This window comes from Pseudomonas sp. E6002 (genome assembly GCF_013385565.1).
In the GTDB taxonomy this organism is placed as follows: domain Bacteria; phylum Pseudomonadota; class Gammaproteobacteria; order Pseudomonadales; family Pseudomonadaceae; genus Aquipseudomonas.
This window is the reverse complement of record NZ_JACAPT010000035.1, coordinates 37,683-61,720: the sequence shown is the minus strand read 5'-3', so window position 1 is coordinate 61,720 and position 24,038 is coordinate 37,683. Positions and strand designations below refer to the sequence as shown.

The window sequence follows — 24,038 nt, the reverse complement described above, 5'->3', positions numbered from 1 at the left end:
AACCATAAGTCGCCGTTACCTAAATAACGGATATGTACACCGAATCAAACAGCCGCCAAAGAAGGCTCCAACTGCCGCTGAGCCAACCAAATCTCCTCCTGCAACCACTGCGCAAACACCTGCAACTGCGGCGTATCCGTCTGCTCCGGCCGGGTCACCAGCCAATACGACTGATGCCCCTCCACATGCACATTCAGCACCTGCGTCAACTGCCCACTGGCCAACTCCGAAGCGACCATATGCCAATCCGCAATGGTAATCCCCAACCCATCGATCGCCGCCCGAATCGCCAAATCCAGCAGGTCAAACTCATACCCCCCCTCGATATCAACCCCACTGATCCGCGCCGCATCCAGCCAATGCTTCCACGTCAGATACCGCTGATCCTCCCGCGCCAGCACATGCAGCAACGTCATGCGATTCAGATCAATCCCGTCACTCCACTCCCGGGCATACAACGACGGCGCACACACCGCGATATGCCGCTCCTGAATCAACAACGAGCTGTCCAACCCATCCCATTCCCCATCGCCAAACCGAATCGCACAATCCAGCGTACTGGTCTCCGCCAGGCTGTCCTGCAACCGCGTGGTAATGCTCAGCTCCAACTCCGGATGCTGCTCGCGCAAGCGCCCCAACCGCGGCATCAACCAACGATTGGTAAACGTCGGCGGCGCATTGATGTGCAGCCGATTGGCATGGGACTTCTGCTGGATACTGCGCACCGTCAGCTCGATCTTGTCGAACGACTGGTGCAACGCCCGCAGCAACACCCGCCCGGCACTGGTCAATTCCAGGTGATGGTGACGACGCTCCAGCAGGGCCTCGCCCAACTGTTCTTCAAGCTGGCGCACCTGGCGGCTGACCGCACTCTGCGTCACGTTCAACAGCTCGGCGGCCCGGGTAAAACTGCCGGTACTGCCGGCGACTTCGAAAGCTTTGAGGGCGTTGAGACCGGGCATTTTGCGTTTCATGGACGACACTCGGGAGCACAGGGGAAATAACCTGCACAACATACCTTTTTGTATTGGGTCAGCGGTAGCACCCCAGCCTGACAAACAATTAATCGTCACAAACGCTGAAAGTGTCGTTTATCGCTACAGACCGTCGCCCACGAATAAATAGCCTGCGTATAACGCATGCACACTAAGACAATTAAGCATTGGTCGTCGCCAGGCTATAAACGCTAGTCTGCCGATGTACTTCCTGTAACTTCGCCCCTCTCTTTCGCGATTAACTTATCGAGTCATCGCCATGTCCAACGCTCCCGTTTCATCCCGGCGAAGTATTGGCTTGCTGGCACTGGTGTTTACCGCCTGCAACGCCACCACCCACGGTTTCAGTGTGTTCCTGTATTCGGCGCTGTTGCCGCAGATCCGCCTAGCCTTTGAGCTCAGTTACAGCCAGGCCGCGTTGATTGCCGCGCTGTTGCAGCTGTTCTACATGGGTGCCTCGATTGCCAGCGGCCTGGCGGCGGCGTGGATCAGCCCGCGCAATATGGCGCGCCTGACCATCGTCCTCAGCCCCGCCCTGCTGGCCCTGGCCGTCGCCACGCCGTGGGTGCTGCCGTTTGCCCTGTGCCTGGCACTGGTGTCGGCGTGCGCGGTGTCGAACTGGAACGCGATTTCGGCCCTCGCTCAAGAGGTGATCCCGACTACACATCGCAGCCGGGTGCTCGGGCTGGCGTCCTCGGGCTCAGCCTTTGCGCTGTGCTTGAACGGGCTGCTGATCGCGCTGTTGCAAGGGTTGTCGTTGCGCCAGTTCTGGCTGATCTGCGCCGGGTTGACGCTAGTTGTCACGCTGTTGACCCTGTGGGCACTGGCCCCGATCAAGCAACCGACACCACGCGAGACCATGGCGCCGGCGCTGAACCAAGTGCTGCGCCAATGGCTGAAGTTGTGCGTGGCACAACCGGTGGCAATGCAGATCGTCTTGCTCAGCGCGTTTATCGGCGCCATCAGCGGGCCGTTTCTGAATTTCCTGTCGGCGTTCGTCAGCGAGCAGCTACAAGCCAGCGCCTCCGTCACCGGCTCGATGTGGACGCTGATCGGGATCGGCGGTGTGATCGGCGGCTTGCTGCTGGGCACGCTGGCAGATCGTTGGGGGGCGTTGCGGGTGATGGCCCTGAGTATCGGCGCGTTTGGTCTGAGCATGCTCGGCTTGCTCGGGCACCCGAGCCTGGTACTGAGCTGGCTGGCGGCCGGGCTGTTCGCGCTGTTCTATTTCCCGTGTTGGGGCTTGATGGCCGCCTACGTCGGTGCCCGGCTCAGCCCGGTGCACAGCCTGCAAGTGGTGAGCCTGAGCATGGTCAGCTACGGCCTGGCGAGTGCCACCGGCAATGCCTTGTGCGGCTGGCTGCTGCAAGTCACTGGCGAATTTGCGGTGGTGCACGGCTGGATCGCGGCCTGGGTGTTGGCCAGCCTGTTATTGCTCAAGCGCATGGCCCAGCGACACACCCGCGAAGCGCTGGCCGCCCAGATGCCCTGAGTGGCCCAGTTGCCGGCGCAGAATCTCCACCAGGGCATCCACTTCCGGCACCTGGCAACCGGCTGAACGCCAGAACATCAGGCGTGCCGGCGCAATCGGCGGGAAGCCCTGGCGCTCGTCCAGAATCTGCCAGTCGGGTGGCACCAGGCGCCGCGCCATCACGCCCACCGACAAGCCCTGCTCGATCGCAATCGCAATGCCGCGCGGGCTTTGGCTGGTGTAAACCACCTGCCACGAGCGCCCGGACTGGGCCAGCGCCTGCACGGCGTTCGCACGGAACGCGCAGCCCTCGGCGTACACCGCCAACGGCACCGACTGACGCCCCACGCAACTCCAGCTGGGCGCCGCGACCCACACCAACGGCTCGTCGCACAGGTATTCCCCGCTGTGCAAACCTGCGTGTTCCACCCCCAGCACCAAGTCCAGCTCGCCCCGTTGCAGGCGCCCCACCAGGGCCGTCGACATCTCGCAGCACACATCGGGCCGCACCTGGGCGAACTGCGCCTGGAAGTCCTTGAGCATCCCGCCCAGGCAATACTCGGCGTAGTCCTCGGGCATGCCGAGGTGGATACACACCTGTTGATTGGGCAATTGCGCGGCGCTGACGGCTTCGCTGTGCAGCTTGAGGATCTGCCGGGCGTAGATCAAAAAGGTTTCGCCACCGGGGGTCAGGCCCACCGAGCGGCTGGTACGGCGGATCAGTGGCGTGCCGACGATGTCTTCCAGGCGTTGCAGGCTCTGGCTGACGGTGGATTGGGTCTTGTGCAGGCGCTCGGCGGCCGCCGAAAACCCCTGGCACTCGATAATTGCCACAAACACTTTAAGCAGGGTGCCATCCAGTTCGCCCGACATAACTATCGCCCTCGCCGATGGATTCGATCACAACTTGTAATTTCCACTTTGCACCTCGTTCAGCAACTATCGGGGCAGCCAAAAAACACCAACTGATAGTTCCGGGAGTCTTGCATGAGCCTTCAACTTGCTGACGCTGAAGTGGGCGATATCAGCGACATTATTAATACCGAGCTGTATCCCATACATGATTCGGGCCATGTTCAATTACAGGCCCTGATCGAACACGCCCGGTCCGAACTGGCCGAAGACGGCTGCTGCCTGCTGAAGAACTTCCTGCGCCCCGCAGCGCTTGAGCAGGCGCGCCTGGAAGGTTTGGCGCTGTCGGGCAAGACGTTTTATTCGGTGCGCAAGGTCAACGCCTACTTCACCGAGGACGACACCTCCCTGCCCCACGATGACCCGCGCCGCACGTTCATGGAGCGCACCAGCGGCTTTGTGACCCGCGACATGATCGCCCCGGACGCGATCATCCACCGGCTGTACGTGTCGCCGATGATGAAACGCTTTATCGGTGCCTGCCTGAATGAGCCGGAAATCTTCGAGTACGCCGACCCGTTCGCCGGGCTGGTGATCAACGTGATGCCGGACGGCACCGAGCAGCCCTGGCACTTCGATACCAACGAATTCATCGTCAGCATGATGACCCAGAAGCCCGAGGCCGGCGGCCTGTTCGAGTACGCGCCGATGATTCGCTCGCGCACCCAGGAGAACCTCGGCGCCGTCGGCAAGGTGGTGCGTGGCGAGGACCGTTCGCGGGTGCAGGAACTGGAGCTGAATCCCGGCGATTTGCAGATATTCAAAGGGCGTTTTTCGGTGCACCGGGTGACCCGCGTGGAAGGCGCCACCGAGCGCAACACGGCGATCTTCGCCTACTCCGAAAAGCCCGGAATCATTGGCCGTGCCCAGCGCACCAAGCAGCTTTACGGACGCCTGTCCGAAGCCCATCTGCAAGCCGAACGCAACCTGGTCCGCAGCGACCAGTTGCTCGACTGATTCACACCTAAGAAACCTTGAAACCGTATTTGCCCTGCGAGGAACACCCTATGAGTCTGTCCGGCCCCAACCGCAACCCCACTGACTGCGAACCTACCCATGACGAGATCCAGCAGATCCAGTTGGACCGTCTGCAACGGGTACGCAACGAGCTGAAAAAACGCGACTACGCCGCCTGCGTACTGTTCGACCCTACCCACATGCGCTACGCCACCGGCTCACGCAACATGCAGGTGTACTCGGCGCGCAACCCGGCCCGCTATGCGTTTATCCCGGCAGAAGGCCCGGTGGTGGTGTTCGAGTTCGGCGGCTGCCTGCACCTGGCCGAACCCCTCAACACCGTCGATGAAGTGCGCCCGGCCAAAGCCATCTCCTATTACTTCTGCGAAAGTTTCCTGGGCAATGTCACCGCCGACTGGGCCGCGGAAATCGATGAGCTGGTGCGCAAATGTGGCGGCGGCAAACGCATCGCCATTGAAAGCGCCACCTCCGCTGCGGCCTTCGAACTGCAAAAGCTCGGCTATCAGATATTTGATGCCCAGGAACCGCTGGAACGTGCGCGCTGCATCAAGGTGCCGAACGAACTCAAGATGATCCGCGCCAGCCTGCGTGCCACCGAAGCCGGGGTGCGCCTGATGGAAAGCAAACTCACCCCCGGCATCAGCGAGAACGAACTGTGGTCGCACCTGCACCAGCATGTGATCGCTACCGACGGTGATTACGTCGAGACCCGCCTGCTGTCCTCCGGCCCACGCACCAACCCGTGGTTCCAGGAGTGCAGCACCCGGCCCATCGAAGCCGGCGACCTGGTAGCGCTGGACACTGACGTGGTCGGGCGTTTCGGCTACTACGCCGACTTCTCGCGGACCTTCCTGTGCGGTGAACAAGCCGCCACCGCCAAGCAGCAGGAGCTGTACAAACTGGCCTACGAGCAAGTGCAGACCAACATGGAAATGCTCAAGGCCGGGCGCAGTTTCAAGGAGTACGCGGAACTGGCCTGGAAGATTCCCGAGCATTACAAAAACAACCGTTACTTCGCCCTGGTGCACGGGGTTGGCATGACCGGTGAATACCCCTACGTGGTGCATCGCGAAGACATTGATGCCCTGGGCTACGACGGTGTGTTCGAAGCCGGCATGACCATCTGCGTTGAAAGCTACATCGGCCACGACGAAGGCGGCGAAGGGGTCAAGCTCGAAGAGCAGATCTACATCCACGAACACGGCATCGAGTTGCTCTCCGACTACCCGTTCGACCCGCGCTTGTTGAGGTACTGATCGTTCCTACGCTCTGCGTGGGAATGCATCCCGTGACGCTCTGCGTCACCGTTTCGCAGAGGGGACGCGGAACGTCCGGGGCGGCATTCCCAAGCAGAGCGTGGGAACGATCGGTCGGTGGGGAGCGACATGTAACATGCGTTTATAGAACGTTCCAACGCAGAATTTGTCGTTTGTCGATCTTTGCGCAAATGACAAAACTGCGGGCATCTCTAATAAAAACAACATGAGAGCTGCCCTATGTCCTGTCCCATTGCCACCCTCCCGACTTCGTTGCGCCTTGTTCTTCTGCCGGCTTCACAGCGGTCACGGTCACGCCTTCGCGGCGCTTGCCATTGACCCTTGCGGTTCAACAAAAAAACGCATATTCGCAAGTACCGGAGAGGCTTATGAAAGAGTTGACTACCCTGGACGGCGCCGCGCCGCATCCAGCCGTAAATGATCTGTGTGCCCAAGTGCAAAGCGGCGAAATCAACCGTCGCCAATTCCTGCGCACGGCCGCGCTGCTGGGCATCACCGTGGCCAGTGCCAGCACCTTTCTCGGTTCCGCACTGCTGGGCAATGACGCCCAGGCCGCCGAGCCACGCCAGGGCGGCAGCCTGCGGTTTGCCTGCGCGATCCAGGAAATCCAGGACCCGATGCTGATCACCTGGATCGAAGCCTCGAACCTGCTGCGCAACTCGGTGGAATACCTGACCTGGGTCGACGCCGACAACATCACCCACCCTTACCTCGCCGAGAGCTGGAGCCCGTCGGAAGACCTCGCTACCTGGACCTTCAACCTGCGCCAGAACGTGAAGTGGAGCAACGGCGACACCTTCAACGTCGACGACGTGCAGCACAATATCGAACGCTGGATCGCCGCCGATTCCAAGTCGGTGAACCGCACCGCGTTCCAGGACATCAAGGCCTTCGAAAAAGTCAGCGAGTTCCAGTTCCGCCTGGTGCTCAAGCGGCCGATCCTGGCGATCCCGGAGATGCTCAACGCCTTCACCTGCGCCATCGTGCACCGCAGCTTCAAGGCCGGTGACGACTGGGCGAAAAACCCGCTGGGCACCGGGCCGTTCAAGCTGGTTTCATTCGCCGTGAACAAGCAGGCGACCTTCGCCAAGCGCGCCGATTACTGGGGCAAACCAGCCAACCTTGACGAGTTGCGCTACATCGACATGGGCACCGACGTGTCCACCCACCTCGCCGCCCTGCAAGCCGGGCAAGTCGACGTGCTGTACCGCGTGACGGTGGCTGAACTGGACCTGGCCAAGCGCTTGCCCGGGGCCCAGTTGCTGACCTGCAAGTCGGCGCAAACCGTGGTGATGCGCATGGCCTGCGACCAGAAGCCGTTCACCGACCTGCGCATCCGCAAGGCGGTGGTGCTGTGCGCCGATAACGCGCAGATGCTGAAGATCGCCTATCGCGGCATGGGCACCCTCGGCGAAGACCATCATGTGGCGCCTTCCCACCCCGAATATTTCCCGCTGCCCAAGCGCAACCGCGACGTGGCGGCGGCCAAGAAGCTGCTGGCCGAAGCCGGCTTCCCCAACGGCATCGACATTGACCTGATCGTCGGCAACACCCAGGGCCGCTATGAACAGGACTGCGCGCAGATCCTGCAACAGAACTGCCTGGAAGCCGGGATCCGCATCAACCTCAAAGTGATCCCTGCTGCACAGTACTGGCCGATCTGGGACAAGGCCGCCTTCAGCCTGACCTACTGGGCCCACCGCCCGCTGGGCGTAATGTCCCTGGAACTGGCCTACCGTGGCGGTGGTGCCTGGAACGAAAGCCATTACAGCGACCCGGCGTTCGATGCCGCGCTGGACAAGGCCATGGGCATCATCGACCCGAAACAGCGCGCCGTGGCGATGGAAAATGTCGAACGCATCCTGCAGGACGCCTGCGTGATCGTGCAGCCGTTCTGGGGCGACAAGTTCACCGCCGTGAGCAAAAAGGTCCAGGGCTTCCAGGTGCACCCTTCCGACTTCTACCCGATGGACAGTGTGTGGATGAGCGCTTGATTTAGCGCACGCCCTCCTCCCTGCCCGCACACGGGCAGGCATCCCTTGAACAGTCGGAGCATGCACCCATGGCTCATTTTCTGATGCGCAAGTTATTGGCGCTGGTGGCGACCCTGCTGTCGGTGTCATTGATCGTGTTCCTGGCCCTGGAACTGAATATCGAAGACGTGGCGATCAACGTCCTCGGCCCCTACTCCGCCGCCGACCAGCGCGCCGCGTGGCTGGTGGAACATGGCTATAACCAACCCTTTGTGTGGCGCTACCTGGTGTGGCTCAAGGACTTTGTCAGCGGCGACTGGGGCACCTCGGTGTACTTTCGCGAATCAGTGATCAAGCTGCTGCTGCCGAACCTTGCGCAAACCCTGACCCTGGCCGGCCTGGCCTTGCTGGTGATGGTGCCGGTGGCGTTGACCCTCGGCGTTCTGGCCGGGATTCGCCAGGGCTCGGCGCTGGACCGCCTGGTGTCGTTCCTGTCGATCGTCACCACCTCGATTCCCGACTTCGCCAGCGCGGTTTTCGTCTCCGCGATCTTTGTGTTCTGGCTTAACTGGCTGCCCGGTGTGAGCAGCATGAGCGAAGGCTTCAGCGTCGTGCAATTGGTGCTGCCACTGATGGTGCTGTGCCTGTTCGGCATCGGTTACCTGGCGCGCATCACCCGGGCCTCGATGGTGGAAGTGATGCAGGCGCCGTACATCCGCACGGCGCGACTCAAGGGCGCATCGACCTCACGCATTGTGCTGCGGCATGCCCTGCGCAATGTGCTGATCGCGCCGGTCACGGTGATCATGCTGTACATCCCGTGGCTGCTGTCGAACGTGATCGTGGTGGAGGTGTTCTTCGCCTACAAGGGCTTCGGCTCGCTGCTGTACACCGCCTCGCTGAACCATGACGTGTACCTGATCGAAGCCTGCGCGATGGTCAGTGCCGTAGTGGTGGGCATCACCAAGATCTTCTCGGATCTGGCCTACACCTGGCTCAACCCGCGCATCACCCTGCGCAGCCTCGGCGGAGGTGCCCAATGAACCTGCTGCACTCGTTCAAACATCCCTTGGCATTGCTCGGCCTGCTGCTGGTGGGCGGCTGGGTGCTGATCGCGCTGTTCGCACCGTGGATCGCGCCCCATGATCCGCTGGAAAGCTTCACGCCCTTGCTCACGCCAATGACCGTCGGCGACAACGGCCAGGGCTTCCTGCTGGGCACCGATATGATTGGCCGCGACATTCTCTCGCGGCTGATCTGGGGCACTCGTACCGTGCTGTTCTGGTCGATCCTCGCCACCCTCACCGCGTTTGCCGTGGGCATCGCCATGGGCCTGTGCGCCGGTTACTTCAACGGTTGGGTCGACAGCGTGCTGTCCTATGTGGCCGACACGGTGCTGTCGTTCCCGGTGCTGGTGTTGTACATCGTGATCATCATCGCCCTCGGCGCTTCGGCGCTGAATATCCTGATTGCGGTGACCTTCACCAGCGCACCGGCGATCTTCCGGATCATGCGCGCCCTGACCATCGATATTCGCTCGCGAGACTACGTGCTCAGCGCCATCACCCAGGGCGAAGGCTCGCTGCGGATCATGCTGGTGGAAATCCTGCCCAACTGCGGCGGGCCGCTGATTGTCGATTTCTGCCTGCGCATCGGCTACACCGCGATCATGATCGGCGCCCTCGGCTTCCTGGGCCTCGGGCTGCCGCCGCCCACACCGGACTGGGGCGGCATGATCAATGACGGCCGCGCCATGGCCATCGCCTTCCCGCACCTGGTGATCTTCCCGTGCATCGCCATCTCCACCCTGATGCTGGGCCTGAGCCTGTTGGCGGACGGCCTGGATGAACACGCCCAGAAAGGCGCAAGGAGTTGAGCATGAACCACACGCAAGTACTGCGGGTGCAGAACCTGTCCATCGAATTGCCCGCCGGCGCCGACCGCAGCCACGCGGTGCAAGGCATCAGCCTGGAGGTGCGCAAGGGCGAAATCCTCTGCGTGATCGGCGAGTCCGGCTCCGGCAAGTCCGTGCTGTCGGCGGCGATCATGGGCGACTACGCCAAGGGTTTGCGGCATACCGAAGGCGTGATCGACTTCCTCGGCGATGACATTTGCACCCTCGACGAGGAGCGTTTGCGCCAGCTGCGGGGCAACCGTATCGCGATGATTTTCCAGGAGCCCATGGCGGCGCTGAACCCGGCGATTCGCATTGGCAAGCAAGTGGAAGAGATCTTCGATATTCACGCACCGCAGATGCCGGCGGCGGAGCGTCGCGAGCGCATGTTGGCGCTGCTGGAGTCCACCCAACTACCGGACCCGCCACGCATCGCCAACAGCTTTGCGCACCAATTGTCTGGCGGCCAGTGCCAGCGAGTGGTGATTGCCATGGCGCTGGCGATGAACCCGGACCTGCTGATCGCCGACGAGCCCACCACGGCGCTGGACGTGACCACCCAGGCGCAGGTGCTGAAGCTGGTGCGCGAGCTGCGCGGCCGCGGGCAACACGGCATTCTGTTTATCACCCATGACTTCGGCGTGGTGGCGCAGATTGCCGACCGTATCGCGGTGATGGAAGGCGGCCGGCTGGTGGAAATCGGCGAGCGCGACCAGGTGCTGAATGCCCCGGCCCACGCCTACACCCGCAAGCTGATTGCGGCCGTGCCGGCGCTGCACCCGGAGCTGCACAAGCCGAGCGCCGACGGCGAGCTGGCATTGCGCATCGAGCACCTGACCAAGACCTACACCGTCGGTGGCAGCTCGGTGGCGGCCTTGCGCAATGTCTCGCTGCAACTGCCACGGGGCAAGACCCTGGCGATTGTCGGCGAGTCCGGTTCGGGCAAAAGCACGTTGGTGAAAGCCGCGATCCGCCTGGTGGACAGCGACAGCGGCCACGTATGGGTCGGTGACACCGACTTCCTGGCCCTGCGCGGCTCGGCGCTGGCGGCGAATCGTCGGCGCATCCAGATGATTTTCCAGGACCCGTATGGCTCGCTCAATCCTCGGCACCGGGTGGGCGACATCATCGCCCGCGCCGCGCAATTGCGCGGGTTGTCGGCCAAGGATGCGTGGGCTGAAGCCGGTGATTTGCTGGAACAGGTGGGCCTCAAGCGCGACGCCCTCAAGCGCAAGCCCCGGCAGTTCTCCGGCGGCCAGCGCCAGCGCATCGGCATCGCCCGCGCCCTGGCGATGCGCCCGGAAGTGTTGATCGCCGATGAGAGCGTGTCGGCCCTGGATGTCTCGGTGCAGAAACAGGTGCTGGAACTGCTGGCCGAACTGCAGCAGCGCCTGAACCTGAGCATCCTGTTCATCACCCACGACCTGCGGGTGGCGGCGCAGATCAGCGACTACATCGCGGTGATGCGCCAGGGCGAAGTCGTGGAATACGGCACTGCCGAGCAAGTGTTGCTGCGACCTCAGAACACTTACACCCAGACCTTGCTGGCCGCCGCCCCCGGCGCCTCGGAGCTGCCCGCCGCCGGCCCGCCGCTGCGGCTGATTCGCCCGCAAGCGCACTGAGTCAACCCTTTACCCCGCGTCGCAGCGTTCGTTGCGGCAAGGGGCTGCTGTTGCCAAAAAATAACCAATAACGAGAGCAAAACCATGCGACCAACCTTCCGTTACATCGCTCTGGTCCCTGTGCTTGGCGCCCTTGCGGCACCGGCCATGGCCATTCAAGTCACCGACAACCTCGACCTCGGCGGCGCCGTGCGCGCCCGTTGGGACTACGACCCGGATCGCGACATCCAGAAGTTCGGCCTCGACACCGCGTACCTCAGCGCCAAGTACAACTCCGACACCTGGATCGGCGAGGCGCAGTACCGTTTCTACGGGCGCTCCTACCCGTACCAGTACACCAAGAACTACGGCGATATCCAGTTCGCCAAGTTCGCCTGGGTGGGCTACAAGTTCAACCCCGACCAGCAGGTGCAAGTGGGCCTGAACACAGTGCCGTTTGGCTTGCAGCCGTACTTCGGCAGCACCTTCTACGAAACCCTGGGCAACGTGATCGGCCTGGAAGATGTGCAGCAGGTGGGCGCCAAGTACATCCAGCAAAGCGGCGACTGGAACATCCAGGCCGGTTACTACCTGCGCCCGGCGTGGCAAGGCAAAGGCACGAGCAAGGGCGTGACCTACTCCAGCGTGATCTCCGAGGCCGACAGCTACGTGGGCGACGGCAGCAACAACCAGGAACGCAACACCGTGGTGGTGCGGGTGGCCAAGGCCATGGACCTGGGCGGGTGGAAATCGGAAGTCGGGCTGTCCGGCCTGACCTCCACCCTGGAGAACAAGGACACCAACGACGATGGCCGGCGCAACGCGGTGGCGATCCACTACCTGGGCAAGAACGGCCCGTGGGGCGTGCAATTGCAGGCGGCACGCCAGCAGATGTCACCGCGCAACCCGGGCACCGACAGCGTGGTGACCCTGGGCGGGTATGACGGCACGTTCAACGTGGCCAGCCGCGGCAATCTGTATGTGGCGGACTTGAGCTACGACGTGGGCGGCAAGTACCTGTTTGACCAGGTCAGCGGCGTCAAGCTGTATGCCAACTACAGTGCGTTTGACAAGTCCGAGGATCAGTTCAAGACCTCACAGCGGGTGATCCTGGGAACGTCGTTTTCGGTGAGTAAACTGTGGGTGGCCACGGAGTGGTTGATCGGCAAGAACGATCCGTATATTGGTGGGAGCAGCTATACCGAGAGCTTGGGGGCTGGGGGGAGTAACCAGTGGGAGAATCAGTTGTATATGAACATTGGCTACTACTTCTAAAATAGGCGGCGTCTTCACTGACGCCTTCGCGAGCAAGCCCGCTCCCACATTTTGACCGCGGCGCCGATCAAATGTGGGAGCGGGCTTGCTCGCGAAGAGGCCGCCAAAAACACCATAAAAACAACAGGTGTGGAATCCATTTCATGCGCCAACTGCCCTCCCTCAACATGCTCCGTGTCTTCGAAGAAGTCGCCCGCCACCGCAGCTTCAGCCAGGCCGCCGTGGGCCTCAACGTCACCCAGGGTGCCGTCAGCCGCCAGATCAAACAACTGGAAGACTACCTCGGCGTCGCCCTCTTCATCCGCACCCCCCAGGGCCTGTCCCTGACCGAAGCCGGCTTCGCCCTCTCCCCGCACCTGAGCGACGCCTTCGACCATATCGAGCGCGCCCTGCACGCCGTGCGCGTGCCCAACCTGCGCCAGCGCCTGCGTATCGTCGCCCCGCCCACCTGGGCCACCCGCTGGCTGTCCGCCCACCTGCGCCGGTTTTGCGAGCGTTACCCGGACATCAACCTCAGCGTCACCCACCAGAACACCCATGCGAGCCTGGCGGAAATCGACTGCCAGGTCCGCTTCGGCCTGGAAGCGGCCACGCAGTGCAGCAGTGAACTGTTGGTGATGGAACGCCACATCGCCGTCGCCAGCCCGGAACTGTTCAGCGACGGTCAGCCGCCCGACCTGCGGCGCTTTCCGCTGCTGCACATCCTGCACGACGGCAAGCGCTTGAAGGTCTGGGAGAACTGGCTGGCGGCCATGGGCCGGGAAGATATCGATGCAGGCCAGGGCCTGGAATTCAGCACCCTGGACCAGGTGATCCACACCGCCCTGGCCGGCGGTGGGCTCGCGGTGATCGACCGGCAGATGATCGAGCGCGAACTGGCGAATGGCAGCCTGCTGCCGATCACCCCGGTGGAGGTGATCGGCCCGTATGGCTATTGGCTGGATGTGGCAAGTGACAAGCAGGGTTTATCCAAGGTTCGGTTGTTTACGCAGTGGTTGAACCGGGTGAGCAATCCCTGACACCGCAGGCTCGGCCTTGCACGCCTGGCTCAAGGTCAACGCCTTGGTTTCCGGCGCCCAGGCCCAGGAGATGATCGCGCCCAGCACCAGGATCGCGGCGAGGATGCCCATGGTCGGGCTCAGGCCGATCCCCGCTACGCTCACCGGCAACAGGAAGGTACTCACCGCCGAACCCAGGCGGCTGACGGCTGTGGCAAGGCCGATGCCGCTGGCCCGCACTTCGGTCGGGAAGCTCTCCGCCGGGAATACGCCCACCAGGTTGCTCACCGCCGACAGCACCAGGGTGAAGACGCCGAACGTCAGCACCATCAACCACGCCATGCTGCCCGGCAATACCGCCAGCAGGAACAGCGCCGCCGCCAGGATGATGAACGAGTTGATCAGGAAGCCGCGCCGGGAGAATTTCACGGTGCACCAGATGCCGATCAAGGCGCCGATGATCAGCAGCAGGTTGAGCATCAGCTCGGTGCCAAAACCTTCGGCCAGGCCCATCTTCTGCAGGATCGACGGCAGGAAGGTGTAGATGGCGAAGTACGGCATCACGATGCACACGAAGAACAGGCAGTTGAACGCGGTGCGCTTGCGGTATTCACGGCTGAACAGCACGCCGTAGCCGGAACGGGTTTGCCTCGACGGTTCTTCATCGAGGACCACGTGTTCGCCAAGGTGTTTCTTGACGATAGCTCGGGCCTCGGCAATCCGGCCCTGGTTGATCAGCCAGCGCGGCGATTCGGGCGTGCCGATGCGCGCGATCAGGATCAGCCCGGCAGGAATTGCCGACGATGCGAGCATCCAGCGCCAGGCATCATCGCCGAGGCTGAGCATGGCGGTGCCGACGAAAGTCGCGGCCACGTAACCAACCGTCCACACGACGCTGAAGGAGCCCAGCAGTACCCCGCGATGTTTCCTGGGCGAGAACTCGGCGAGCATCGCGTGGCCGACGCTGAAGTCGCCGCCCAGGCCGATACCGATCAACACCCGACAGAGGAACAGGCCCATGGCGGTTTCGGCGTAAAACTGCATCACCGAGGCAACGGTGATCAGGACGAAGCTGACCAGGAAGATTTTCTGCCGGCCGAGGGTGTCGGAGATCCAGCCAAAGAACAGGCTGCCCATAAACAGGCCGATCAGGGCCGAGGCGCCGATCAGGCCTTGCCAGAAGGCGTCCAGTTGCATCTGTGGGCTGAGCAAGATGAAGGCAATGCCGATCAGGCCGAGGATGTAGCCGTCGGTGAAGTGGGCGCCGAAGGTCAGGCCGGCGATTTTAAGGTGGAAGCGACCGATGGGCAGGTCGTCGATTTTGATGGGTTGAGTGGACATGGTGTTCTCCATATTTTTGTTCTTGACGGAGTAACAGCGGGCAAGCCCATTTCCCTGTGGGAGCGGGCTTGCTCGCGAAGGCGGTGTGTCAGTCAATGCATGTGGTGGCAGGCCCACCGCTTTCGCGAGCAAGCCCGCTCCCACATTGGATCGGTGTTGTTTGGGAGAGTGGGGTCAGAGACCGCCCATCAACAGGTATTTGATCTCCAGGTAATCCTCCAGGCCGTACCTGGAACCTTCACGGCCCAGGCCCGACTCCTTGATCCCGCCAAACGGTGCGACTTCGGTGGAGATGATCCCTTCGTTGATCCCGACCATGCCCGCTTCCAGGCCTTCGGCCATGCGCCATACGCGGCCGATGTCGCGGCTGTAGAAGTAGGCGGACAACCCAAACGGCGTGTCATTCGCCCGTTGCAGCACTTCGGCTTCGTCCTTGAAGCGGAAGCAGGCCGCCACCGGGCCGAAGGTTTCTTCCTGGGCAATCAGCATCTCGCCGTGGGCTTCGGTGAGGATGGTCGGTTCGAAGAACGTCCCGCCCAAGGCATGGCGACGGCCGCCGCACAGCAGCTTGGCGCCTTTCTCCAGGGCGTCGCCGACGTGGGCTTCAACCTTGGCCAACGCGGCCGCATTGATCAGCGGGCCTTGTTCGGTTTCGCCCTCGAGGGCGCTGCCGACGCGCATCGCAGAGACCGCTTCGGCCAGCTTGCGGGTGAACGCGTCGTACACAGCGTCCTGGATGAAGAAGCGGTTGACGCAGACGCAGGTCTGCCCGGTATTGCGAAACTTGGAAGCCATGGCGCCTTTGACGGCGGCGTCCAGGTCGGCATCGTCGAACACGATAAAGGGCGCGTTGCCGCCCAGTTCCAGGGAGACCTTTTTCAGGGTGTCGGCGGCCTGGCGCATCAGCAGCTTGCCGGTGCGGGTGGAGCCGGTGAAGGACAGCTTGCGCACAATGCTGGAGGCTTGCAGTGCGCCACCGATGGCCACGGCATCGCCGGACACGATGTTGAACACGCCCGCCGGAATCCCGGCCTGTTCTGCCAACACCGCCAGGGCGAAGGCCGACAGCGGGGTTTCTTCCGACGGTTTGAGAATCATCGTGCAACCCGCCGCCAGCGCCGGGCCAACCTTGCGGGTGACCATGGCCAGGGGAAAGTTCCACGGGGTGATCGCCGCGACCACGCCAATGGCTTCCTTGGTCACGATGATCCGCGCGTCGGCCTTGTGGCTCGGGATCACGTCGCCATAGGCACGCTTGGCTTCTTCGGCAAACCATTCGAGGAAGCTCGCGGCGTAGACCACTTCGCCCATGGCTTCGGCCAGCGGCTTGCCCTGTTCCAGGCTGAGCAGGTGGGCCAGGTCCTTCTGGTTGCTCAGCATCAACTCGCTCCAGCGCTTGAGGCGCTGGCTGCGCTCCTTGGCGGTGAGCTTGCGCCAGGCCGGCAACGCGCGGTTGGCGGCGGCAATGGCCAGGTTGGTTTCTTCAGCACCGGCGCGTTGTACTTCGGCGATCTGCGCACCATTGGCCGGGTTGCGCACCGGGTAGACCGGCCCACCGCTGGACCATTGGCCATCAATGAAATTGCCTGTGCGAATCAGCGGGTTCATGCCACGGCCTCTATCAGGTTAAAACGGTCCAGGCCCGGACGGGCGCTGCGCAAGATGCGTTTGCCGGCGGTGTAGTCGTTGATCACATCGCACGGCGTGTAGTTGCGTTCCAGCTCGTGCAGTTCTTCGGCATCCAGTCGGGTGTCCAAAGCGGCGAGCGCGCTATCAAATTGTGCGGTGGTGTCGGCGCCCACCAGCATCACGTCCACACCCGGATGATTGGCCACCCAGGCCTGGGCAATCTGTGCGTTGGACACGCCACGGGCACGGGCCACACGTTGCACCGAGTGGGCGATGTCGAACGACGCCTGGTCGCTGTACATCTGCTGGGTGAAGAAGTCGGTCTGGTTGCGGGTCGACTGCACTTCGCCGGTGAGCAAGCCACGGGCCAGCGGGCTGAACACCGACACGCCCAGGCCCTGGTCGCGGCAGAACGGGATCATCTCGCGCTCTTCCTCGCGGTAGGCGCAGTTCAGTTGCAGCTGCATGTTGATCGGCTTGACCCAGCCATTGCGCTCGCAGGCCATGAGGATTTTTGCCAGTTGCCCGGTGAGCATGGTCGACACGCCGATGTAGCGCGCCTTGCCGGAACGCACGATGTCGTTGAGGGCGCCCATGGTTTCTTCCACCGGGGTGTTCACGTCGAAGTAATGCAGCATGAACACGTCGACGTAATCCATGCCAAGGCGGCTCAGGGAGGCGTCGATGCTGTCCATGATGTGCTTGCGCGAATGGCCGCTGGCATTGATGCCGCTGCGGGTGCCGTAGCCGACCTTGGTGGTGACCACGATGTCTTCACGGCGCGCAACGCGCTTGAGGATGCGCCCGACCACTTCTTCGCCGACACCTGCGGAGTAGAAGTCCGCCAGGTCGATGAAGTTGACACCGTTGGCCAGGGCATGGGCAACGATGGGTTCGCTTTGTTTCTCGTCGAAGATCCACGGCTTCCAGTCCGGGGTGCCCATGTTCATGGTGCCCAGGCACAGGCGCGAGACTTGCAGGCCGGAGTTGCCCAAACGGATGTATTGCATGGGAATGTCCTCAGGCTTTTGGCGTGTAGAAAGGGTTGCTGATGTGGTTGACCACATCCGCCAGTTGCGCGGTGTGCGGCAAGCCTGTGAGGGCGGCGCGGATCGCGGTGCGGCAGGCGTTGTAGTTGTTCAGGTAGACCGCATCCAGGTCATCGCAGGCCGGGTTGACCCAGTTGGCGGTGACAATCGCCCACTCGTCCTCGGCTTCCGCCGGCAGGGTGCCGTCGAGCAGGGCTTCGAGCACCGCCTTGGCGATCCCGGCCTGGGACGCGCCCCAGGTGGCATTGCCGTGCAGGTCGCTGCCGATGGCGGCCTTGTTGACGTAGAGGGTCATGGGTTTGACCGGGATGTTCGGCTGGGCAATCACCATGAACGGGCAATGGCCCTGGCTTGGCGACGCCAAACTGTTGGCAAACGCCTGGCCGGCCGGACCGTTGCGCGGGCCGATGAGGATGTTGATGTGGGCAGCATTGACGCCTGGGCCTTCGAAGCCTTCGCCGATGTACAGATCAAGTGCTTTCATTTCGCAAACGCTCTTTTTTGTTATGGGGAGCTGGTTGGCGAATTTTTAGCACTGGGCCGGGTAGCGGCCGTAACCATTAAAAGTCATGGGGCTGTGAGTTTTAGTCATGGCCCTGCGACCATCGGCCTGGTCTTGTGCGTTGACCATCGTTGTTACACCCCATATAGTGTGCCCACAAACACAGACAACCACTACATAGTGTGCAATAACGCTGAACACCGACCACACTATGCGCCGTATTTCAATGCCTTGAAGCCTGCAAAACGCACATTTTTGAACACGCTGGGTGAATCGAAGCCCACGCCGTCAGACGGACCACGAAGGAGCAATTCAATGCTGAGTTGGGATGAAGCAGATCAACCAGACACCGGTGACGTAGTCATCCGGGGCGCCAACGCCGGCCACGCCACCGAAGCCAACATGGACCGCCTCGACGGCGCCGGCGCTGCCGCCGCCCTTGAAGCCCGCAACGTGACCGCCAGCGACTCCGCCGCGATCATCCGCGCCAAGGCCGCCCTCGACAAACTCGACGTCGCCGAAGGCCTCGCCGAGCTGGAAGGCTCCGCCGCCCGCGTCGCCGTAGACGAAAAGCGCATGATCAACTGCCGCGCCGACCTCAACCAACTCGTACCCTTCAAGTACGACTGGGCCTGGCAGAAGTACCTCGACGGCTGCGCCAACCACTGGATGCCGCAAGAGGTCAACATGACCGCCGACATCGCCCTGTGGAAAAATCCGGAAGGCCTGACCGACGACGAACGTCGCATCGTGATGCGCAACCTCGGCTTCTTCTCCACTGCGGATTCGTTGGTCGCGAACAATCTGGTACTGGCCGTATACCGCCTGATCACCAACCCGGAGTGCCGCCAGTACATCCTGCGCCAAGCCTTCGAAGAAGCGATCCACACCCACGCCTACCAGTACTGCATCGAATCGCTGGCCATGGATGAAGGCGAGATCTTCAACATGTACCACGAGATTCCATCGGTCGCGAAGAAAGCGGCTTGGGGCTTGAAGTACACCCGTTCGATCTCCGATCCGAAGTTCGAAACCGGCACCGTCGAGACCGACAAAGAATTGCTGCGTAACCTGGTGGCGTACTACTGCGTCCTGGAAGGCATCTTCTTCTACTGCGGCTTCACCCAAATTTTGTCCATGGGCCGTCGGAACAAAATGACCGGCGTTGCGGAACAGTTCCAGTACATCCTGCGGGATGAGTCGATGCACCTGAACTTCGGTATCGATGTGATCAACCAGATCAAAATCGAAAACCCGCATTTGTGGGATGCCGAGATGAAGGAAGAAGCGACACAGATGATCCTGCAAGGGACTCAGCTGGAGATTGAATATGCGCGTGACACCATGCCGCGTGGGGTGCTGGGGATGAATGCGGCGATGATGGAGGATTACCTCAAGTTCATCGCTAACCGTCGTCTGTCGCAGATTGGGTTGAAGGAAGAGTATCCAGGGACGACTAACCCGTTCCCTTGGATGAGCGAGATCATGGACTTGAAGAAAGAGAAGAACTTCTTCGAGACCCGTGTGATCGAGTACCAGACTGGCGGCGCGCTGAGCTGGGATTGATTTAAAGCGGCCCCTTCGGGGGCCGTGTTGTTTCACCTGTCGATGTTTTTTTATGCCCAATCAAACCATCAAGACACCCTGCGTCGGCCTGTGCTCCACCGTCTACGGAGACCTGGTGTGCCGGGGTTGCAAGCGTTATCACCATGAAGTGATTCAGTGGAACGGCTACAACGCCGAGGAGAAACAGGCGGTGTGGCTGCGCCTGGAACAACTGCTGGTGCAGGTGATGACCAGCAAGCTGCAGGTACTGGACCCGCAGCGCCTGCGCCAGCAACTGGAGGACCGCAAGATCCGCTTTGTGCCCCACCAGTCGCCGTATTGCTGGGCGTACCAGTTGATTGCCCGGGGCGCGCGGGTGATTTCGAAGCTGGATGCGTATGGGTTGGCGCTGTTGCCGGAGTTTCGCGAGCGCAATCTGGCAGATTTGCGGGATGCGATTGACCGGGAGTTTTTCCTGTTGTCCGAGGCGCATTACGAGCGGTATATCGCGCCGGGGTTTCTGCGGGAATCGTTTGGGGCGCCGTTGATAGCCAGTATTTAGACAACCACACAGAACCAGTGTGGGAGCGGGCTTGCTCGCGAATGCGGTGTATCAGTTGCCGGATATATTGACTGACACACCGCATTCGCGAGCAAGCCCGCTCCCACATTTAGATCTTTGTCGCTCAGGAGGTCCAGGACGGCTCGCGATCGGTCTGCACCCCATAACGCTCTATCGCCTGCTGGCAAACCTGCCTGTCCAGACTCCCCTGCTCCACCAACGCCGTCAGCGCCGCCAGCACGATGTGATGGCGGTCCACCTCAAAGAAATCCCGCAACGCCGCCCGGGTATCGCTGCGACCAAAGCCATCCGTCCCCAGCACGGTGTAAGCCGAATCCACGTACGACCCAATCATCTGCGGCACCGCCCTTACATAGTCAGATACCGCCACCACCGGCGCGCCCTTGGGCAAACACTCCGCCAGGTGGCTGCGCCGCGCCGGCTGTTGCGGATGCAGGCGGTTCCAGCGTTCCACGTCACGGGCGTCCCGGGCCAGTTCGCTGAAGCTGGTGACACTGAACACTTCAGCGTCAACCTGCCAATCTTCCGCCAACAATTGCGCCGCTGCCTGGGCTTCGCGCACCAGCGTGCCGGAGCCGAGCAACCGGACCTTGCCGCCAGGCTGCCCGCTCAGCCGGTACATGCCTTTGATGATCGCGGCTTCGACGCCTTCCGGCAGGCTCGGCTGCGGGTAGTTTTCGTTCATCAGGGTCACGTAGTAGAACTCGTCCACATCGTGCTCCAGCATCTGGCGCATGCCATGGTCGAGGATCACCGCAAACTCGCCGGCAAACGCCGGGTCGTAGGCACGGCAATTGGGCACGGTGGCGGCCATCAGGTGGCTGCTGCCGTCCTGGTGCTGCAGGCCTTCGCCACCCAGGGTGGTGCGCCCGGCAGTGGCGCCCAGCAGGAAACCTCGGGCACGCTGGTCGGCGGCGGCCCAGATCAGGTCCCCCACGCGCTGGAAACCGAACATCGAGTAGTAGATGTAAAACGGCAGCATCCGCAGGCCATGCACCGAATAACTGGTGGCCGCCGCGACCCAGGAACTGATGGCGCTGGCTTCGCTGATGCCTTCTTCAAGGATCTGCCCGTCGGTGGCTTCGCGGTAGCTGAGGATCGAGCCGATGTCTTCGGGCTCGTAGCGCTGGCCGACGCTGGAATAGATGCCGATCTGCTTGAACAGGTTGGCCATGCCGAAGGTGCGCGCCTCATCGGCGACGATGGGCACGATGCGCGGGCCGAGGGCCTTGTCCTTGAGCAGATTGGTGAGCATGCGCACAAAGGCCATGGTGGTGGACATTTCCTTGCCCTCCGCCTGGGTGGCAAACGCGCCGTAGCCCGACACCGGCGGGACACTCACGGTGGGCGCCTGCTGGCCACGGCTCGGCACATACCCGCCGAGGGTGGCGCGGCGCTGGTGCAAGTAGCGCATTTCGAGGCTGTCTTCAGCCGGTTTGTAGAAGCTCAGGGATTCGGCCTGTTCATCCGACAGCGGCAACTGGAAGCGATTGCGGAAGGCGATCAAGGCCTCGCGGTCGAGCTTCTTCTGCTGGTGGGTGGTCATCTTGCCCTGCCCGGCCTCGCCCATGCCAAAGCCCTTTTTGGTCTGGGCCAGGATCACCGTGGGTTTGCCGGCGACCCGGCGCGCCGCGTGATAGGCCGCGTGGATCTTGACCATGTCATGGCCGCCACGCTTGAGCCGGTCGATCTGCTCGTCGCTCAGGCCCTCGACCAGTTTGGACAGCGCCTCGCTCTGGCCGAAGAAATGTTCGCGGTTGTAGGCGCCGTCCTTGGCGGCGAAAGTCTGGAATTGCCCGTCCACCGTCTGCGACAGGGTGCGCGCCAGCTCGCCGTCGGTGTCCTTGGCCAGCAAGGCGTCCCAGTCCGAGCCCCAGACCAGCTTGATCACGTTCCAGCCGGCACCGGCGAACAACGCCTCCAGCTCGTCGATAATTCGCCCGTTGCCACGCACCGGGCCGTCGAGCCGTTGCAGGTTGCAGTTGACCACCCAGGTCAGGTTGTCCAGGCCTTCACGGGCGGCCAGGGTGAGGGCCGACATGCTTTCCGGTTCGTCCATCTCGCCGTCGCCGAATACGCCCCATACGTGGCGGTCGGTGGTGTCCTGCAAGCCGCGGTGTTGCAGGTAGCGCATGAACCGCGCCTGGAAAATCGAGCTGATGGGGCCAATGCCCATGGACCCGGTGGGAAATTGCCAGAAGTCCGGCATCAACCACGGATGGGGATAGCTGGACAAACCTCGGGCACCCGCCTTGCCGGCACCGATTTCCTGGCGATAGTGGGCCAGGTCGGCCTCGGTCAGGCGCCCTTCAAGGAAGGCGCGAGCATAGATGCCGGGGGCGGAATGCGGCTGGTAGAACACCAGGTCGCCGCCAAAACTGTCGCTTCGGGCCCGGAAAAAGTGGTTGAAGCCCACCTCGAACAAATCCGCCGCGCTGGCGTAGCTGGCGATATGCCCGCCCAGTTCGCCATAGGCCTGGTTGGCGCGCACTACCATGGCCAGGGCGTTCCAGCGCACCACTGAGGCCAGGCGTTCTTCAGTGGCCAGGTCGCCGGGAAACGGCGGTTGCTGCTCCACGGCGATGCTATTGATGTAGGGCGTGCCATGCCGGGGTTTCCAGGCGATGTGCGGCGCGCCGCCGGCATCCGCCAGCATGTCGAGGATCTCCCGTGCGCGCGCCGCGCCGGCGTTGGCCACCAGGGAGGCCAGGGCATCGCGCCATTCGGCCAGTTCTTCCTGGTCCATCGCTGTCTGACTCACTGCACTCGCGAAACCGTTCATGGGCACCTCCGGGCTTTTTTTCCAGTTTATGTCGGTGCCAAGGGATTTTTTGACTGTTGTGCGCCGCCTCTCAGGGACTTTTGAGCATAAATCACTGCCAATCAGCAAATTCAAAGCACGTTGTGCTTCAACTCCCGAACACCCCGCAATTGTGTTTAAAATGCCGCCCGCTCAATGACCGACGTTGCCCGATGAACCCAGACGCACTCGCCACCCTGCACACCCATTTGCTGACCGCCCTGCAAACCGTCCCCGCCGAGACCCGGCGCCTGTTTCACGGGCGTGGCCGCTGCTGGCCGGGCCTGGAGCAACTGACGGTGGACTGGCTGCAAGGCGTGGTGCTGGTCTCGCTGTTCAAGGAGCCTGAAGCCGCGGAGCTTGAGGCCTTGAAGCAGATGCTGGTGCAGATCGACTGGCGGTCATTTGGCGCCCATACCGTGGCGCTGCAACACCGCTACCTGCCGCAAAGCACCACCGAATGGCTGCTGGGCGAGGTGGTCGACGAACTGACCATCACCGAAGGCGGCCTGCGCTACCTGATCGACCTGGGCAAAAAGCAGAACAGTGGGCTGTTCCTCGACATGCGTTACGGCCGCAACTGGGTACGCGAACAGGCTCATGGCCTGCGGGTGCTGAACCTGTTCGCCTACACCTGTGGTTTCTCCGTGGCGGCCATCGAAGGCGGCGCCGAGCATGTGGTGAACCTGGACATGGCCCGAGGCGCCCTGAGCCGTGGTCGTGACAATCACCGCCTGAACGGCCACGACCTGAGCAAGGTGACGTTCCTCGGCCACGACCTGTTCAAGTCCTGGGCCAAGGTCACCAACAGCGGCCCGTACGACCTGGTGATCATCGACCCGCCCTCGTTCCAGAAAGGCAGTTTCCTTTTGACCAAGGACTACCAGCGGGTGCTGCGTCGCCTGCCGGATTTGCTCACGGCCCAGGGGACGGTGCTGGCGTGCATGAACGACCCGGCGTTCGGCGAAGACTTCCTGATCGACGGCGTAACCCTCGAAGCGCCTGGCCTGCGCTTTGACCAGCGGCTGGAAAACCCGCCGGAATTCCCCGATATCGACCCGCAAAGCGGCTTAAAGGCACTGGTGTTTCGCCAAGGCTGATGCCGAAACGTCCTGCGCTTGCTACGCTTAACCTACGCCGGGTGGTGAACCTTATCCCACCCTTCCCGGTCGATACCTGCACACTCTGGCCAGATTCGACGGTGCTACCCCGTCG

Annotated in this window: 19 protein-coding genes; 12 read left to right on the top strand and 7 right to left on the bottom strand. The window is 62.3% G+C overall.

The genetic code is table 11. The features are described from left to right. Window positions 1-44: 44 nt before the first annotated feature. Entirely contained in the window at window positions 45-974 is a 930-nt protein-coding gene (locus tag HX815_RS26220; RefSeq protein ID WP_032899060.1) for a LysR substrate-binding domain-containing protein, read from the bottom strand. 280 nt (window positions 975-1,254) lie between these two features. On the opposite strand from HX815_RS26220, the gene HX815_RS26215 reads away from it, so the two are divergent. Further along, window positions 1,255-2,487, top strand: coding sequence for an MFS transporter (locus HX815_RS26215; RefSeq protein ID WP_177029122.1), 1,233 nt, complete (start codon window positions 1,255-1,257; stop codon window positions 2,485-2,487). Here the strand turns inward: HX815_RS26215 and HX815_RS26210 are convergent. After that, window positions 2,425-3,339, bottom strand: a complete 915-nt coding sequence (locus HX815_RS26210) for a LysR family transcriptional regulator (protein ID WP_177029121.1) — start codon at window positions 3,337-3,339, stop codon at window positions 2,425-2,427. The two genes, HX815_RS26215 and HX815_RS26210, sit on opposite strands and share 63 nt — an antisense overlap. A gap of 114 nt (window positions 3,340-3,453) precedes the next feature. Between HX815_RS26210 and HX815_RS26205 the strand changes: the two genes are divergently transcribed. From HX815_RS26205 to HX815_RS26170, 8 genes are all read left to right on the top strand, one after another. After that, window positions 3,454-4,335, top strand: a complete 882-nt coding sequence (locus HX815_RS26205) for a hypothetical protein (protein ID WP_003218566.1) — start codon at window positions 3,454-3,456, stop codon at window positions 4,333-4,335. Window positions 4,336-4,385: 50 nt separating this feature from the next. Beyond that, complete coding sequence (locus tag HX815_RS26200) at window positions 4,386-5,612, top strand: Xaa-Pro peptidase family protein (protein WP_177029120.1); 1,227 nt, start codon at window positions 4,386-4,388, stop codon at window positions 5,610-5,612. A 389-nt stretch (window positions 5,613-6,001) separates the two neighbouring features. Continuing rightward, entirely contained in the window at window positions 6,002-7,627 is a 1,626-nt protein-coding gene (locus HX815_RS26195; protein WP_134326765.1) for an ABC transporter substrate-binding protein, read from the top strand. A 68-nt stretch (window positions 7,628-7,695) separates the two neighbouring features. Continuing rightward, entirely contained in the window at window positions 7,696-8,649 is a 954-nt protein-coding gene (locus tag HX815_RS26190; protein WP_102369228.1) for an ABC transporter permease, read from the top strand. Then, complete coding sequence (locus HX815_RS26185) at window positions 8,646-9,482, top strand: ABC transporter permease (protein ID WP_102369229.1); 837 nt, start codon at window positions 8,646-8,648, stop codon at window positions 9,480-9,482. The genes HX815_RS26190 and HX815_RS26185 overlap by 4 nt, the downstream gene beginning before the upstream one ends. 2 nt (window positions 9,483-9,484) lie before the next feature. Next, window positions 9,485-11,122, top strand: coding sequence for an ABC transporter ATP-binding protein (locus HX815_RS26180; protein WP_177023319.1), 1,638 nt, complete (start codon window positions 9,485-9,487; stop codon window positions 11,120-11,122). An 84-nt stretch (window positions 11,123-11,206) separates the two neighbouring features. Continuing rightward, window positions 11,207-12,376 carry a hypothetical protein gene (locus tag HX815_RS26175; RefSeq protein WP_003218578.1) on the top strand — a complete coding sequence of 390 codons (1,170 nt, stop codon included), beginning with the start codon at window positions 11,207-11,209 and terminating at the stop codon, window positions 12,374-12,376. A gap of 143 nt (window positions 12,377-12,519) precedes the next feature. After that, window positions 12,520-13,395, top strand: coding sequence for a LysR substrate-binding domain-containing protein (locus tag HX815_RS26170; RefSeq protein ID WP_008432889.1), 876 nt, complete (start codon window positions 12,520-12,522; stop codon window positions 13,393-13,395). Here the strand turns inward: HX815_RS26170 and HX815_RS26165 are convergent. From HX815_RS26165 to fae, 4 genes are all read right to left on the bottom strand, one after another. Next, complete coding sequence (locus tag HX815_RS26165) at window positions 13,342-14,715, bottom strand: MFS transporter (RefSeq protein ID WP_177029119.1); 1,374 nt, start codon at window positions 14,713-14,715, stop codon at window positions 13,342-13,344. The two genes, HX815_RS26170 and HX815_RS26165, sit on opposite strands and share 54 nt — an antisense overlap. A gap of 174 nt (window positions 14,716-14,889) precedes the next feature. Continuing rightward, window positions 14,890-16,323 carry an NAD-dependent succinate-semialdehyde dehydrogenase gene (locus HX815_RS26160; RefSeq protein WP_003212399.1) on the bottom strand — a complete coding sequence of 478 codons (1,434 nt, stop codon included), beginning with the start codon at window positions 16,321-16,323 and terminating at the stop codon, window positions 14,890-14,892. Continuing rightward, entirely contained in the window at window positions 16,320-17,354 is a 1,035-nt protein-coding gene (locus HX815_RS26155) for an aldo/keto reductase (protein ID WP_102369231.1), read from the bottom strand. The genes HX815_RS26160 and HX815_RS26155 overlap by 4 nt, the downstream gene beginning before the upstream one ends. Before the next feature lie 10 nt (window positions 17,355-17,364). Beyond that, window positions 17,365-17,877 (bottom strand): formaldehyde-activating enzyme, encoded by a 513-nt coding sequence (gene fae, locus HX815_RS26150; protein ID WP_177029118.1) that lies wholly within the window; start codon window positions 17,875-17,877, stop codon window positions 17,365-17,367. Between the two features lie 333 nt (window positions 17,878-18,210). On the opposite strand from fae, the gene HX815_RS26145 reads away from it, so the two are divergent. After that, the gene (locus tag HX815_RS26145; RefSeq protein ID WP_008432895.1) at window positions 18,211-19,461 is read left to right on the top strand and encodes a ribonucleotide-diphosphate reductase subunit beta; all 1,251 of its coding nucleotides are present in this window, start codon (window positions 18,211-18,213) and stop codon (window positions 19,459-19,461) included. A 52-nt stretch (window positions 19,462-19,513) separates the two neighbouring features. Beyond that, window positions 19,514-20,002, top strand: a complete 489-nt coding sequence (locus HX815_RS26140; protein ID WP_003208512.1) for a DUF1289 domain-containing protein — start codon at window positions 19,514-19,516, stop codon at window positions 20,000-20,002. A gap of 124 nt (window positions 20,003-20,126) precedes the next feature. On the opposite strand, the gene mdeB is transcribed toward HX815_RS26140, so the two are convergent. Further along, window positions 20,127-22,805, bottom strand: a complete 2,679-nt coding sequence (gene mdeB, locus HX815_RS26135) for an alpha-ketoglutarate dehydrogenase (protein ID WP_177029117.1) — start codon at window positions 22,803-22,805, stop codon at window positions 20,127-20,129. 191 nt (window positions 22,806-22,996) lie between these two features. On the opposite strand from mdeB, the gene HX815_RS26130 reads away from it, so the two are divergent. Next, entirely contained in the window at window positions 22,997-23,923 is a 927-nt protein-coding gene (locus HX815_RS26130) for a class I SAM-dependent methyltransferase (RefSeq protein WP_177029116.1), read from the top strand. Window positions 23,924-24,038: the final 115 nt, after the last annotated feature.

What these genes read in the sequence shown, in the direction of transcription:
- HX815_RS26140 (WP_003208512.1), top strand. Translation starts at nt 19,514, where the DNA reads ATGCCCAATCAAACCATCAAGACACCCTGCGTCGGCCTGTGCTCCACC.
- HX815_RS26180 (WP_177023319.1), top strand. Translation starts at nt 9,485, where the DNA reads ATGAACCACACGCAAGTACTGCGGGTGCAGAACCTGTCCATCGAATTG.
- HX815_RS26205 (WP_003218566.1), top strand. Translation starts at nt 3,454, where the DNA reads ATGAGCCTTCAACTTGCTGACGCTGAAGTGGGCGATATCAGCGACATT.
- HX815_RS26185 (WP_102369229.1), top strand. Translation starts at nt 8,646, where the DNA reads ATGAACCTGCTGCACTCGTTCAAACATCCCTTGGCATTGCTCGGCCTG.
- HX815_RS26175 (WP_003218578.1), top strand. Translation starts at nt 11,207, where the DNA reads ATGCGACCAACCTTCCGTTACATCGCTCTGGTCCCTGTGCTTGGCGCC.
- HX815_RS26220 (WP_032899060.1), bottom strand. Translation starts at nt 974, where the DNA reads ATGAAACGCAAAATGCCCGGTCTCAACGCCCTCAAAGCTTTCGAAGTC.
- HX815_RS26170 (WP_008432889.1), top strand. Translation starts at nt 12,520, where the DNA reads ATGCGCCAACTGCCCTCCCTCAACATGCTCCGTGTCTTCGAAGAAGTC.
- HX815_RS26190 (WP_102369228.1), top strand. Translation starts at nt 7,696, where the DNA reads ATGGCTCATTTTCTGATGCGCAAGTTATTGGCGCTGGTGGCGACCCTG.
- HX815_RS26195 (WP_134326765.1), top strand. Translation starts at nt 6,002, where the DNA reads ATGAAAGAGTTGACTACCCTGGACGGCGCCGCGCCGCATCCAGCCGTA.
- fae (WP_177029118.1), bottom strand. Translation starts at nt 17,877, where the DNA reads ATGAAAGCACTTGATCTGTACATCGGCGAAGGCTTCGAAGGCCCAGGC.
- HX815_RS26200 (WP_177029120.1), top strand. Translation starts at nt 4,386, where the DNA reads ATGAGTCTGTCCGGCCCCAACCGCAACCCCACTGACTGCGAACCTACC.
- HX815_RS26165 (WP_177029119.1), bottom strand. Translation starts at nt 14,715, where the DNA reads ATGTCCACTCAACCCATCAAAATCGACGACCTGCCCATCGGTCGCTTC.
- HX815_RS26215 (WP_177029122.1), top strand. Translation starts at nt 1,255, where the DNA reads ATGTCCAACGCTCCCGTTTCATCCCGGCGAAGTATTGGCTTGCTGGCA.
- HX815_RS26210 (WP_177029121.1), bottom strand. Translation starts at nt 3,339, where the DNA reads ATGTCGGGCGAACTGGATGGCACCCTGCTTAAAGTGTTTGTGGCAATT.
- mdeB (WP_177029117.1), bottom strand. Translation starts at nt 22,805, where the DNA reads ATGAACGGTTTCGCGAGTGCAGTGAGTCAGACAGCGATGGACCAGGAA.
- HX815_RS26160 (WP_003212399.1), bottom strand. Translation starts at nt 16,323, where the DNA reads ATGAACCCGCTGATTCGCACAGGCAATTTCATTGATGGCCAATGGTCC.
- HX815_RS26145 (WP_008432895.1), top strand. Translation starts at nt 18,211, where the DNA reads ATGCTGAGTTGGGATGAAGCAGATCAACCAGACACCGGTGACGTAGTC.
- HX815_RS26155 (WP_102369231.1), bottom strand. Translation starts at nt 17,354, where the DNA reads ATGCAATACATCCGTTTGGGCAACTCCGGCCTGCAAGTCTCGCGCCTG.
- HX815_RS26130 (WP_177029116.1), top strand. Translation starts at nt 22,997, where the DNA reads ATGAACCCAGACGCACTCGCCACCCTGCACACCCATTTGCTGACCGCC.